12 protein-coding genes and 1 pseudogene are annotated in these 14,064 nt (G+C 42.4%); 11 read left to right on the top strand and 2 right to left on the bottom strand.

What is annotated here, in order from left to right; translation table 11 throughout:
* Window positions 1-8 precede the first annotated feature (8 nt).
* The 3 genes and pseudogenes from MA_RS13855 (at window position 9) to MA_RS25610 (ending at window position 1,520) form a co-directional block, all read left to right on the top strand.
* Window positions 9-191 carry a hypothetical protein gene (locus tag MA_RS13855; RefSeq protein ID WP_048065476.1) on the top strand — a complete coding sequence of 61 codons (183 nt, stop codon included), beginning with the start codon at window positions 9-11 and terminating at the stop codon, window positions 189-191.
* Between the two features lie 21 nt (window positions 192-212).
* Window positions 213-407, top strand: a complete 195-nt coding sequence (locus MA_RS13860; RefSeq protein ID WP_048065477.1) for a type II toxin-antitoxin system RelE family toxin — start codon at window positions 213-215, stop codon at window positions 405-407.
* Window positions 408-425: 18 nt separating this feature from the next.
* Window positions 426-1,520, top strand: a pseudogene (locus tag MA_RS25610) (IS1 family transposase).
* On the opposite strand, the gene MA_RS13875 reads toward MA_RS25610, so the two are convergent.
* Window positions 1,501-1,917, bottom strand: a complete 417-nt coding sequence (locus MA_RS13875; RefSeq protein ID WP_011022620.1) for an MEDS domain-containing protein — start codon at window positions 1,915-1,917, stop codon at window positions 1,501-1,503. The pseudogene MA_RS25610 and the gene MA_RS13875 sit on opposite strands and share 20 nt — an antisense overlap.
* Window positions 1,918-2,312: 395 nt before the next feature.
* Here MA_RS13875 and MA_RS28715 point away from each other — a divergent pair, with 395 nt between their 5' ends.
* From MA_RS28715 to glmM, 5 genes are all read left to right on the top strand, one after another.
* Complete coding sequence (locus MA_RS28715; RefSeq protein ID WP_011022621.1) at window positions 2,313-3,020, top strand: acyltransferase family protein; 708 nt, start codon at window positions 2,313-2,315, stop codon at window positions 3,018-3,020.
* Between the two features lie 67 nt (window positions 3,021-3,087).
* Window positions 3,088-3,474 carry a hypothetical protein gene (locus MA_RS28720; protein ID WP_011022622.1) on the top strand — a complete coding sequence of 129 codons (387 nt, stop codon included), beginning with the start codon at window positions 3,088-3,090 and terminating at the stop codon, window positions 3,472-3,474.
* Between the two features lie 231 nt (window positions 3,475-3,705).
* The gene (locus tag MA_RS13885; protein WP_011022623.1) at window positions 3,706-5,505 is read left to right on the top strand and encodes a DUF2207 domain-containing protein; all 1,800 of its coding nucleotides are present in this window, start codon (window positions 3,706-3,708) and stop codon (window positions 5,503-5,505) included.
* A gap of 52 nt (window positions 5,506-5,557) precedes the next feature.
* The gene (locus tag MA_RS13890) at window positions 5,558-6,106 is read left to right on the top strand and encodes a LemA family protein (RefSeq protein ID WP_011022624.1); all 549 of its coding nucleotides are present in this window, start codon (window positions 5,558-5,560) and stop codon (window positions 6,104-6,106) included.
* 559 nt (window positions 6,107-6,665) lie between these two features.
* Complete coding sequence (glmM, locus tag MA_RS13895) at window positions 6,666-8,024, top strand: phosphoglucosamine mutase (protein WP_048065480.1); 1,359 nt, start codon at window positions 6,666-6,668, stop codon at window positions 8,022-8,024.
* A gap of 73 nt (window positions 8,025-8,097) precedes the next feature.
* On the opposite strand, the gene MA_RS13900 is transcribed toward glmM, so the two are convergent.
* Entirely contained in the window at window positions 8,098-9,015 is a 918-nt protein-coding gene (locus MA_RS13900) for an aldolase (RefSeq protein ID WP_048065481.1), read from the bottom strand.
* Between the two features lie 341 nt (window positions 9,016-9,356).
* Between MA_RS13900 and ppsA the strand changes: the two genes are divergently transcribed.
* From ppsA to MA_RS27120, 3 genes are all read left to right on the top strand, one after another.
* Window positions 9,357-11,771, top strand: a complete 2,415-nt coding sequence (ppsA, locus tag MA_RS13905; RefSeq protein ID WP_011022627.1) for a phosphoenolpyruvate synthase — start codon at window positions 9,357-9,359, stop codon at window positions 11,769-11,771.
* Between the two features lie 539 nt (window positions 11,772-12,310).
* Window positions 12,311-12,493 (top strand): hypothetical protein, encoded by a 183-nt coding sequence (locus MA_RS28725; RefSeq protein WP_156157341.1) that lies wholly within the window; start codon window positions 12,311-12,313, stop codon window positions 12,491-12,493.
* An 839-nt stretch (window positions 12,494-13,332) separates the two neighbouring features.
* Complete coding sequence (locus MA_RS27120) at window positions 13,333-13,491, top strand: hypothetical protein (protein WP_157860245.1); 159 nt, start codon at window positions 13,333-13,335, stop codon at window positions 13,489-13,491.
* The last annotated feature ends 573 nt before the right edge of the window (window positions 13,492-14,064 follow it).

Genomic DNA, 14,064 nt, shown 5'->3' on the forward strand with positions numbered 1-14,064 from the left:
GTGAAAACATGACCGAAACGGAGTTGCTAAAGAAAATATCGGACGACCTAGATTTCCTGAAAACAAAAATTCTCGAAATCGAGGAAAGCCTTGAGCTGATTGACAGCGAGCTGCACCCTATAAGAGAAGAATACAAGAGACTGGACGAGATCAAAAAGCAAAGAGGGAACTATTTCAGGAAGCGAATTTGAAAAGAAATTCGGGGTAAAGCTTTGAGATATTCGTATGAAATCAGCAGGCACCTTGAAAGAGATCTGGAAAAAATTCAAAAAAAAGACAGAGAGCGTTTTGAAATCCTGCTGGACAAAATGAGTGAAATCCTTGATAACCCTCACCGTTTCAAGCCCTTAATGCATGATATGGAAGGTTTGATGGTCAATTTGTATTTGATTGGTATTATATATTAAGAATTATATGTTTATATTATGGGGAAAAGAGGTCCTAAACCACAATTTACTGACGTTGCCTGCCCGAATAAAGGCTGCAAGCTCTACGGCCTTACTGGTCAAGGCAATGTTACTGGAAATGGAACTTACATCAGCCGTGGAGAAAAAACAAGGAGATATCGTTGCAATGAATGTGGCATAGCATTTTGCGACCATACAGGCACTTTCTATCATGATCTTCGCAAAGATGATAAAACAATCGATTTAGCTTTAAAAATGTCTATGAAAGGAATGAGCATTCAAGCCATTGCCGATGTTTTAGAGATACAACCTGCCAGTGTAAAGCGCTGGCTAGCCCGTGCAGCTGAACAATGCGATAAAGTAAATGATACTATGATGAAGAACGTGGATGTGTCAAAGGTAGAAATGGACGAACTATGGGTTATAATCCAAAAAAATAGTTCCAAGGATGAAAAATTATGAAGATGATGGGCCCTGGATGTGGGTAGCTTTTGTACCAGGTTGTAGGCTAATACTTGATTTTATAATAGGTCCAAGAAAACAGTATGTTGCAGACAAACTGGTCGAGTTAATCGATAAACATCTTTCAGATAAAATCCCTCTTTTTGTCACAGATGGGTTGAACTTTTATAGAGAAGCGCTTTTGAAACAATTTGGAGTTTTAAAAGAGTTTCCAAGAACTGGGAAAAGAGGAAGACCAAAGAAACCAAAACTCGTTCCCTCTGAGGATTTGAGGTATGCTCAGGTAGTCAAAACAAGAGTAAATGGAGTGCTTGAGAAAGTAGAGAAGAAGATCATTTTTGGAGAAGACATTGAACAAAGCGAAATCTCAACAACTTTACTGGAAAGACAAAACCTAACCTTCAGGCAGGATAACAACAGAGTGTCAAGGAAAACAATAGGGTTTTCAAAGGTGAAAGAATGGTTAGAATACCAAATGAGCTCTATTGCACGCATTTTAACTTCTGTAGAGGGCATGGAGGATTAGGGTACAAAGATCAAAGAGGGGTTGAATGCAAAAATACACCTGCAAGAGAAGCAGGAATTGCGGATTCAAAATGGACTTTAAAGGAGCTGATGAAATTCAGGTGTTTTAAAACATCAATCGGATAAAGATGGACCATCGAAGGTTTTGAATCACCCGCAAACCATTATAACCCCTGGCCAATGCCTTATTTGTTTTTTCAACCAGGGCGTTTAAAGCTTTCTCCTGATCGAAAATTCCCTCTTTTATATACCAGTCATTGCAGGCAGCAAGCTCAATTTGCCCTCTTCCCGGACAAACATCAAAGTCGGAAATGGTCTTTCCAAGAGCTTCTTTTACTTCCTCGATGTTTAGAGGCTCCGATATGAGCCATAAGCAAAGCTCGTCATTTTCCAGCCCTGCTTTTATGAAGGGAATAGATATATCCATCGAATCTTCTGTTGTCTGGTAAAATTGACAGAAATGTGTTCCCCAGGGCACATTTCCAATTATATCAATTCCAGAATTTCGAATATTATTTTTCATCTATTTCTCTCCGATTTTAAAAATAAAGTCAAAAATGTGTTGATCCTGGGCAGCCAGTCTGGTGTCATGATTCCTTATTATTTCAATCCCGACCTGGCCCATTCTTTATTTAAATGAGATGGAATTGCGGGTTCGGTTCAAATATGAGCATTTTATAAATCTCAATTTATATTATAAAAGGATTCATGAGAATAATTATTTTATATATAATTATTTTATGTATATAATTATTTATAATAAGTTGCTCAAAAAAAATTGTACAAATCATGCTTTTCACATACTTTTTCGTTAAGGTGAGTTACTGGTTACTTTCATTATTTCTTGACAAAAAATTCCTATGCATAAAGCAACAAAATATTATTGCATTGTAAACACTGTTTACATTCCGGGTTACTATGAGACTCCGCTGGATTGACGCTTTAAAAGGGATTGGGATTACACTTGTCGTGTTGGCTCACCACAGCTTACCGATAGCTCTCGATACTTACATATTTTCTTTTCACATGCCATTCTTCTTTTTCATTTCCGGATTTCTGTTTGACTTCGAGAAATATGCAGGATCGGCCGCAGGTTTTGTGAAAGAGAGATTCAGGTCTCTTATAGTGCCTTATTTCATTTTTGTACTGCTTACCTGCTTGTTTTACTTTTTGCTGGATACGGGCTTCCAGCCAGGAGTCACAAATATTGAGTTTTTCGAGAACAGTGCGCTGTACGGCATCTATTCCATCCTGTATGCCCTTGGCCCCCTTGTCTCTCACAATCCGCCGCTCTGGTTCCTGAGCTGCCTGTTCGTAACCGAACTTCTCTTTTACGGTTTTGCGAAGAAGTATTACGGGGAACCGGGAAAACTCGTACTCTGGCTTACCGCAGCCGGGGTTGCAGGGTACCTTTATTCGGTTTATGTGCTTTTCAGGCTTCCCTGGAACGCGGATGTGGCTCTCGCAGCAGTTGTCTTTTACGGCGCCGGAAATCTGTTTCGAAAATTCACCGAACAGGGGGCTGAGCCCGGGTCCGGCTTGAGCTTTAATTCAGATTCGGGTCTGAGTACAGGTTTGAGTACTAATTCGGGTTCAAGGTTCAGGGAAAAAGGTCCCCCGGGCTGAGAGATTTTTTCCTGGAGTCTTTATCCTGCTGAACCTGCTATATCTCGGATACCTGCTAGCGTTCCCCATGACTGAAAAGCTCAACATGAACGTGCTGAAATACGGGAGCTTTTTTTCGCTTTACTTCCTGGCTTTTTCAGGGATTTTTACCTTTGTTTATCTTTTCAAAAAAGTCGGAAGTTCAAAAATCCTGGAATATTACGGAAGAAACAGCCTGATTGTGCTGGCGCTCCATTTTCCTCTGAAGGATGTCCTGACAAAACTGACAGTTTTAAGTTTAGGGGTAGAACTCGAATATTTCTATTACAACCTGGCTTTTGCGTTGAGCTTAACCGTGTTGAATCTTATTTGCCTGGTGCCTGTGATCTTCATCATTAACAACTATTTTCCCTTTATCTTGGGGAAAACCAAATCTTCGAAGGCTTTGAAAGTTAGGGCTTTACAGGCTTCCTGAGTCAGTTCGGAAAAAAGGTAAATTTCCGGCGAATTCCGTTGAATCCCGCAAGTTGCTGGATTCCGAAAGCTTTGCAGAACCTTCGCATAGTGACCTTCGGAAAATATTAATATTTTTAATTTAATGTAGAGTTAGGAGGATAGTGGATATGAAGGGAACAGAGCTGGAGGAACCTGGCTGAGATTTTCGGAGAGTTTTGCTGAACCAGCAAGAAAAGCAGGTACTAATTCTGTGCTCCTAAAAACAGCTATAATAACTGTTATTCTGCTGGTCTTTTTCCTCCTGGTGCCTTTAGCCAGTGCTCGAGACTACATGCTGGAAGAGGCTACAACGAATATAACTATCAACCCCAACGGCCTGGCCCATGTTGAAGAATCGATATCCTATAAATTCGAAGGCACTTACTTTGAGGTTTTCAGGGACCTCGAAGTGGGTTCAGGAGAATCCATACAAAATATCCAGGGGTATTGTTCTGACGAAGCCTGTACCTTCAGTGTAAACCCTATTGGTAGAGGGTATGAGTTGGTGGGCGGACTTCCGACCCCTACCCCTGAAAAAGTGACTTTTTTTATTTCATATGACCATTATGGTGCGGTCAAGGTCCACAGTGACGTTTCCGAATTTCATTATAAACTCTGGGGAGGAGAATGGGAAAAACCCCTTGGAAGCCTGAAAGGAAGCATCACGCTCCCTGTGGAAAACGAAAGTGGAATCCAGTACTGGATTCATCCGACCGGGTACACGGAGACATCAAGTGTAGAACAGAACGTACTCAATTTAAAAACAACCGAAATACCCGCTAATCAGTGGTATGAAGTCAGGGTTGTTTTCCCGAGAATCGAATCTCGCAATTCCAGCATTGTCCAGATAGACAGCGAGGAGGGGCTGGAACAAATAAAGTCAATTGAAAACGAATATGAAATGAAAGGCTGGATCTTAAAGGGTCTTTATAATCTGGAAATTGTATTTGCGTTTTTTCTCCTTGCATTCCCCTTCATCATTTATCTCAGGTACGGGAGAGAGCCAAAAATAGATTATGAGGCAATCTACGAAAGAGAGCCGCCTACCGATTCAAAACCGGCTGTGGTTAATGCCATTATTCAGGGGCGGATTGGGACCCCTACAATGGACGGGTTTACGGCCACGGTTATGAACCTTGCTAACCTTGGTTATATCTCTCTTCACGCCATAAAAGAAGAAGAGAGCAGGGTATTCGGCCTCTTCAAAAACGAGTCTGAAGATATTTTTATTAAATTCACAGATCCACACGAGGCAAAGTATGGAATGCTCCCGGAGCTTGCAGATTTCGAAAAAGACGTCTTTGATTTATTAAAAAAGCATTCAACTGATGATAAGATCTCCTGGGAGCAGCTCAAAAAAGAACTTGGAAAAGGGACCGAGTTCTATCATTTTGTGCTTGACTGGAATAAAAAGGTTGAACGCAATATTGTAGTTGAGAAACTTTTTCGCTCCACAGGGAACAAATATGTAGTTATGTTCAGTGTGGCAACTATAATTGCGGCAGTTGTTTTTTTATATGGAGTATTCATATCTTTCCCTTCCGATGCATTTCCCCTGTCATCGAAAGTTAGCTGGCTTGCGATTTTTTTCGTAGCCTTCGGGATAATCATGCTCATATTTTCAGGTACGTTCGAAAAGGTCCTGGGCCGCTGGACTCCCGAGGGAAGAGTCTACTATAAACGCTGGAACAACTTCAAAAAATATCTAACAGACTTTTCTGCACTCAAAGAGCACCCCCCGGAATCAATAAAGGTCTGGGACTCGTACCTTGTGTATGCAACCGCTCTTGGGGTAGCAGAAGAAGTCCTCAAGAACATGGCTTTAGTGGTTCCCGACGAACAGCTGAAATCCAGCCACTTCTACTATGTGCACCACAGCTACTCCCGGTTCGGTGCCGGTTTCGGAAGAGCCTATGCGGCATCTGCACCTTCATCTAGTGGCGGTGTCGGAGGAGGGGGTATAGGGGGCGTAGGCGGAGGTTTAGGCGGAGGCGGAGGAGGCGCCAGGTAATGCCGGGGAAATGGCAGGCCCGGTATTTTGATATAATTGGCGGTGATCTATCTTGGTAGTCGAAATTCTGATAATATTGCTAATAGTTCTGGGTTTGCTCTTCGTTATAATTTATAATGACCTTATAAAGCAGCGAAACAGGGTGGAAAATGCTTGGGCTCAGGTCGAAGTCCAGCTAAAAAGGCGCTATGACCTTATCCCCAACTTGGTAGAAACCGTGAAAGGGTATGCAACTCACGAAAAAACCCTTTTCGAAAACATTACGAAGGCCAGGGCAGCGGTAATGTCTGCAAGCAGTGTCAATGAAACGGCAGAGGCATCCAACTACCTTTCTTCGACCCTGAAATCCCTTTTCGCAGTTGCAGAAAACTATCCCGATCTCAAAGCCAACCAGAACTTTATGCAGCTTCAGAAAGACCTCATGGAGACCGAAAATAAAATCGCTTACTCAAGGCAGTTTTATAACGATACCGTAATGAAATACAACATCAGCATCCAGACAATTCCGAAAAATATTGTCGCGTCCCTGCTGGGTTTCCAGAAAAAAGAGTTGTTTGAGACTGCACAGGCCGAAAGGGAAGTCCCGAAGGTTGAGTTCTGATCCGATACTGATCAGTCCTGTCTTCTGCTTACTGACCCGGAATACTGATCAAATAAAACGCGGATAAAACGGAAAGTAGTTAACCATGGCACCATCTTTCCGCGTTTTTCTCCCTGAGTTTCGCTTCGAGGTCGCAGGAAATCTAAAATTTTCTTGGAGTTGTACCGTAAATTCAACAGCCTGAGATCTTGAAAATAATCCTGGAATTGTAAGAGTAAGAGATAAAATGTCTTCGGGAGGGGGTCAATATTTATATCTTTTACCAACAATCCCTATTACGGATTGTACCTCTTTGCGGTTTGTTTTCTGATTACGAACTTGATAATAATCCTAATTTAGTATTATCCACTAAATATGTCACAAAATCCAATTAAATGTCAAATTGAGTAAAATCTTGAGAAAATAAGATTTTTTAGCCTCTATCAAAAGAAGAATAAGTGTTGTGGAATATCACAAAATTCGTCTGATAAAGAATAAAGTAGAAGAGCAAATTCAAGTAGAAGAGCAAATTCGCCAGCTTGGCACATTTTTTACTTTGATTACAATGGGGGGACTTTCTATGGCATTATTCGGAACAAACGGTGTACGCGGTATAGCCAATGAATACATAACTCCGGAACTGTCAGTCAATTTAGCCAGAAGTCTTGGTACATATATGAGTTCGAAAGGCACGGTTGCTATAGGATGTGATACCCGGATTTCGGGCCAGATGCTGAAATCTGCCGCAATTGCCGGGGCTCTTTCAACAGGCCTGAATGTTATTGATGTGGGATCCGCTCCTACTCCTTCTATCCAGTATTACGTACGCGACCATGCAGATGCCGGAATCGTTATTACTGCCTCTCACAACCCCAGACAGTATAACGGAATCAAATTTATTGCAGGGGACGGCACGGAATTTCCCAGGGATGGGGAAAAAGACATAGAAAAAATTTATTATTCGGGCAAATATTCCATTGTATCCTGGGAAAAAACCGGCAGCTTCAGAACTGATCCTGACGTTAATGCATACTACATAAGAAACATTATCAATTCGGTAAATGCTGAAACCATCCGCGGCCACAGTTTCAAGGTAGTTATTGATACGGGTTGCGGAGCAGGTTCCCTTACTCTTCCATTTCTACTCAGGGCTCTGGGCTGCCAGGTATTGACCCTTGAAGCCCAGCCTGACGGGACTTTCCCCTGGAGAAACCCCGAACCCCTGCCTGAAGCGCTTACCGAACTTACTAACCTCGTCAAAATGACAGGCGCCGATCTGGGAGCGGCTCACGATGGGGACGCGGATAGAATAGTCTTTGTTGACGAAAACGGACAATTCATTAACGACGACGTTCTGCTCGCCATGGTGGCAAAATATATGCTTGAACACGAAAAAGGTCCTGTAGTGACCCCTGTCAGCTCTTCTCAGCGCATTGCCGATGTCGCAAAGGATGCAGGAGTCGAATTGTACTGGACTGCTGTCGGCTCCATCAACGTTGCCCGAAAGATGATGGAAGTAAATGCAGTTTTTGGAGGCGAGGGCAACGGAGGGCTTATTTTCCCAAAGCATCAATACTGCAGAGACGGAGCAATGGGCTGTGCAAAGGTCCTTGAGATCCTGGCTGGCGGGAAAAAGCTATCCGAGCTTGCTAAAAGTGTACCTCATTACTTCAACGAAAAAACCAAGACTCCTTCTAAAAATAAGCAGGTCACTATGGAAATAGTAAAAAAGGAAGCTTCAGAGCTTGGACACAAGCTGGATACTACCGACGGAGTTAAAATATGGTACGAAGACGGCTGGGTTCTTATCCGTCCATCTGGCACGGAACCAATTTTCCGGATCTATGCCGAAGCAAAAAAGCAAGACAGAGCAAAGGAACTTATGCAGGAAGGACTGAATATGGTCCTGAAAGCAGAGAAGAGCTCTACTCTCAAATGAATTTGCCCATCTTTTTTAAATTACAGGTCTTTATTATCCTTCTTGCTCCTTTTTTTTGAATCCCGGGCCTTTATTATCCTTCCTGTTCCCCATTGTAGATTTTCAGAGACTTTTCAATGGTTGCATCCTCAATGGTCATAGCATATATGGCATTACACATACGGATAGCTTCATCAAGGGGTTTCTGGTGAATATTTCTTCTGGTTGCACTTCCCATGGCTCCGGAGATATGGAGCTGGTCATGAAGCTTTCTCAGGAAATCATCAACTTCGTCACTGGCACCGCCTGCGCAAACGACTTTAGTACGCCCGGCTGCTTTGATGGCTTCCTTGAAAATTTCAGCAGAGTTTGCTCCTTCCTTTTCGGGGTAGTTAACCTGTACAAAATCAGTGCCGAGGCAGGCTCCAGCTCCCGTTGCCCCCGCGATTAAATGGGGATCTTTTTCATCTTTTACAGCAGTACCGCGCGGATAGATCCAGAGTACAGAGACCATCCCATGCTGGTGGGCATCATAAACTACCTGAGCAGCCTGCAAGAGCATCTCGGCTTCGGACTCACTGCCAAGGTAGATAGTATAACCTACGCCAAGGATATTGAGCCCGCTGTTTTCCTTAAATCGGACTACCTTATCTACATCGTACCAGAGATTGCTAAAAGGATCAGCCTGAGAAGTTTTTACAAGATTGGTCTTCGAATTCAGTTTCACGAGATAGGGCACGCTTCGATAGTCCATACCATAGCGTGCAATTAGCCCTAACTGGGTTGCGAAAACCCCTATCTTTGCTTCGGATGCTGTTCTGAAAAGATGTTCGGGATCAGCATCATCTTCGGGCACCCCTTCCCCGTAAAAATCGTCATTTAAATGTTCTACTTTCTGATCTCCGGCAAATAGCATCAGTTTCCCGGATTCCCGGATAATCTCCATGTAATTTTTCAGGTATGTTTCTCTCTGTGTTTTCGGGACATCTAGCGGTACTTTCTCTATATCCATATGCAAAAACTCCAAATTTTGTACTCATAATTTCCGTCAACCGCGTAAGTTCTGATATATAAATAATGGAATTTTAATGTAATTTACAGAATAATAACCAACTGCGTAAACCCTATCCGGATTATAGGACATGGGGTTCATTTATAAAGTCATCATTGGAAGCCGGGAAATCTTGATGGGGAAATTGATTTCTGTCATCGATGCATAACCTGCAAGCGGAGCTTCCTGATTCAAGGATATCCTGCATTTATTTGGGAGAAGTTTCCACGAATGTATGAAACCTTTGATGTATACCGTAATTCTTTGTTAAGAATTAATAATTTGAGGGGGATTTAGGGGAAATGTCTGAGAACAAAAGCAAGTACACTCGCTGGTTTGAAGAGACTAAGATTGAGGATGTTCCGCTTGTAGGCGGAAAAAATGCTTCCCTTGGAGAAATGTACAGGGAACTGACTTCAAAGGGAGTAAAGATCCCGAACGGTTTTTCAGTTACTGCCGAAGCTTACTGGTACGTCCTCAAAGCCGGAGGGATTCTCGAGAAGCTTAAGCAAACAATGGAGGGGCTTGATACCTCGGATGTGTCAGAACTTGCAAAAAGGGGAAAGGCTGCAAGAGACCTGATTCTTGGGGCAGGAATTCCGGATGATCTATGGGAGGAAATTAAAACCGGATATGACGGCTTATGTAAGCAGTATGGTGAAAATACGGATGTAGCCGTACGGAGTTCGGCAACTGCTGAAGACCTTCCCACTGCTTCTTTTGCAGGCCAGCAGGAGACTTACCTTAACATCAGGGGTTATCCCGCGCTCAGGGATGCTTGCTCGCGTTGCCTTGCATCGCTTTTTACTGACAGGGCTATTTCCTACAGGGTAACAAACAATTTCGATCACTTCAAAGTTGCGCTTTCGATAGGGATAATGAAAATGGTCAGGTCTGATATGGCTTCAAGCGGTGTTATGTTTACTCTGGATACGGAAACAGGTTTCAGAGATGTGGTTTTCATTACCGGGTCATACGGGCTTGGAGAAAATATCGTGCAGGGACAGGTTAATCCTGATGAGTTCTATGTTTTCAAGCCGACTTTCAGGGAAGGGTATAAACCGATTATCCAGAAAAATTTGGGGGACAAGCAAATCAAGATGATATACGGTCGCGGTGACTCAAAAGTACTTACGCGGAATGTGGAGGTTCCTGAGGTTGATAGGGTCCGTTTCTGTATTAATGACGAAGAAGTGCTCAAGCTTGCGGAATATGCGATTACTATTGAAGACCATTATTCAAACAAGTATAAGGAACCCAGGCCCATGGATATCGAATGGGCAAAGGACGGCGTAACAGGTGAACTCTTCATAGTGCAGGCAAGGCCCGAAACAGTCCAGTCCCAGAGAAAAAGAGACATTCTGGAAACCTATGTTCTCGAAAAGAAATCGAATGCCCTTGCAAGAGGCAAGAGCGTGGGAGAGAAAATCGCTTCCGGAAAAGCGCATGTAATCCCCGATATCTCGGACCTTCCCTCATTTAAACCGGGAGAGATCCTTATTGCGGATACTACTACCCCTGACTGGGAACCTGTCATGAAAACAGCGGCCGCAATTGTCACGAACAAAGGGGGGAGGACCTGCCATGCCGCTATTGTCAGCCGGGAACTGGGAATTCCTGCGGTAGTCGGGGCTGGAAATGCAACCGAGGTGCTTGAGACAGGTAGGGAAATTACTGTGAGCTGTGCGGAAGGAGAGGACGGACTTGTGTACGAAGGGATTCTTCCTTTCCATAAAGACGCCCAGGACCTTAAGGATCTAAAACGCCCGAAAACCGAGATTATGATGAACCTTGGAAACCCTGAGGAAGCTTTTGGCTTTTCCATGATCCCTAACGACGGAATCGGGCTTGCGAGGCTGGAGTTCATCATTTCAAGCTATATCAAGATCCATCCGATGGCCCTCGTACATCCCGAAAAGGTCAAAGATCCCGAAGTCCTTCAGGAAATCGAAAAACTTACCGGAAATTCCGATAGAGAAGAATACTTCGTAGATAAACTCTCTCAGGGGGTTGGGACTATCGCTGCGGCTTTTTACCCGAAGCCTGTTGTTGTCAGGATGAGCGATTTCAAGACCAACGAGTATGCAAGTCTCCTTGGGGGCAGCTATTTTGAAGTGACGGAAAATAATCCCATGCTGGGCTTCAGGGGAGCTTCTCGGTATTTTAATGAGCGTTACAGGGAGGGTTTTGCCCTTGAGTGCAGGGCTATGAAAAAGGTCAGGGATGAAATGGGGCTTACAAACCTTATTCTTATGATCCCCTTCTGCAGGACCGTTGAGGAAGCGAAGAAAGTTATTGCCGAGATGGAGAAAAACGGGTTAAAGAGAGGGGAAAACGATTTACAGGTTTATGTAATGTGTGAGATTCCCAATAATGTTCTTCAAATCGACGAGTTTAGTGAATATTTCGATGGATTTTCCATAGGTTCAAACGATCTGACTCAACTGACCCTGGGCGTTGATAGAGATTCCGAACTGCTTGCCGCGGAATTCGATGAACGGGACCCAGGGGTTATGGAAATAATGGCAATGGCTGTACAGGGGGCAAAAAGAAATGGGAGGCACAGCGGAATCTGCGGGCAGGCCCCAAGTGATTTTCCGGAAATTGCAGAGTTCCTTGTAAAAGAGAAAATAGACTCTATTTCGCTTAATCCGGACTCTGTTATGAAAATCACCCTTAAAGTCTCGGACACGGAAAAGGAACTTGGGAGGCAATAAAGAAGCTGAAAAGCACTGAAATTCATGCAGGAGAAATCAGGAGATTACTTTTCCCTTTTTCTCCTGAGCCTATCCGAAGAGGGTTGGCTTACCGACAAGTACCGTGGCCTGCTGTAACTTTATAACAGGCAATGTACGAGGATATCGGACATAGGATCTCGAACATAAGATATTGGACATTATAGACCTGTTGTAGCCTTTGCAACATGCCACTATCAACTTTTCGGATAGACTCTAACCTATATTCGGCAGGTCGACATTATGAATTAAATATTTTTGTTGATATTGTTTTTAAAACATTCTGCAAATTTGTAATATACTTGAAGCTGGTTAACATATGACTCAAATCTTACGCCCTATATAAGTAACGAACCATTTTTGCAGTAATGTTTAATGTGGAAGAAAATGTGTTTTCCCACAAAAACGCTATCAATAAAAATACTTGGAAAAAATCAAGTTACCTGCCGAAAATAGGCTCTAAGGTTTTGTACCGAAATATAATAGCAATATTTATTATTATATTGAATTAATTATATTTCATGGGGGAAAATAAAAATTCAGCTGCAATTGGGATTGGTATTATAGTATTCGTTGTATTTTTAGTGGTAGTGCTCAGAGCATTTAATACAGCAAACAATTTAACAACAGGTACGGTTTTCGGTACACTTTTTACTGGACTTTTTATAGGATTTTTGGTGACCGCTGCAATAATAAGTTCTTGAATTTTTGGTACTTGCTTTAAGTATTCTTCTTCCTTCATCCTGTTCAACTAAATGCCTTTGACCACATATGTTATAAATCTTTTAAAGATGTCTCTCTACTATTATAATTGGTTCCTTTACCGGGTTTCTATTAATAGCTTCGGATAATCAAAAATCACGAAGATATGATGGAATAAAAAAGACTCGGGCTCTTATTCTTAATAAAGTATATCCTGAGTTTATTAAACCCGGTAGATTGGACTTGGATTTGGCTCAATGTATTCCAAGGGTAGTGGAAGAGCAAATTACACCGATTTCTTTGTCTCAGGAGTTGTTATTATGGGCATTCTCTTTACAGCTTTCTTTTCTGGTCTAAAAGTAATCTGGGACTGACAGTTTGGTATTCTCAGATAGACTCTGTCTGCTCCTATATCAAGTTCCGAGCGTGGAATGCTATCGTGGAATATTGAGCACAGATAATGCCATCGAGAGGTTCATTGAAGCTGATGGCATAGGACAGACCTCCAGCTGTGGGAGGGGTTATATATAAGCGGATTGGAGCGTTTCAATGTTCCTCCTGGATATGGGTGCAGACTAACCACTTCAATCGGGAAGATATATCACTATCAGGCTCGATCACGAAGATTCCCTCGCTCGGCAATTATTTCACGGGTTACATCTTTTGTTCCTTGTATGACAAAAAATTATACAAATTTACACCGTACTCAGGGGTCAAAGGTCGCTAAGCTCGATGTGACAGACGACAACATACGGATCCGGCTGTAAGTAAGGTCTATCGGATAGACACCGATGCAGATAGGTCAGAAGGCGTCGAGATCCTGGCACCAGAACTGAGAGAGATGACAGCTAAGTCAATGAGCCGCTACGCTCCAATTGATGCGACTCTATTAGGGAAAAATGATCCCGGTAAGAAACTTATCTACTCGGAAACTGGAAGAAATACCGGCATGGAATTCGTCGACGATATCGTAGAACTGATAAAGGGCTTGGAAAAATAAAGCTCCGATCGCTGTTAATGAGTACTTTATCTTCATCCATCTTAAATGGAATAGGTCTTAAATGTCTCTGGACGGTTTTAAGACTCTTGACATCGGCATCGTTAGTCCTAACGAGTTCAATGAAAGGATGAAACTGCTCTTGGTTCAAGCTCAATAATTGAAAGCAGTTATTCGGAACCATAGCTAATAGGAACTACTGCTATTGTGCAAGTAAATTATTTCAGAAAAATAGTTCAGGTTATTTATTTATCCATATAATAGAATGGATTGAATAATAAGCTTATATTCGGCAGGTCGACATTATGAATTAAATATTTTTGCTGATATTGTTTTTTAAACATTCTGCAAATTTGTAATATACTTGAAGCTGGTTAACATATGACTCAAATCTTACTCCCTATATAAGTAACGAACCATTTTTGCAGTAATGTTTAATGTGGAAGAAAACGTGTTTTCCCACAAAAACGCTATCAGTAAAAATACTTGGAAAAAATCAAGTTACCTGCCGAAAGTAGGATAAGTATATAAACCATAGCTTTTTTTACGATTATCCTTTCAGGAAACAAGCGAATA

Source organism: Methanosarcina acetivorans C2A (assembly GCF_000007345.1).
Lineage (GTDB): Archaea > Halobacteriota > Methanosarcinia > Methanosarcinales > Methanosarcinaceae > Methanosarcina > Methanosarcina acetivorans.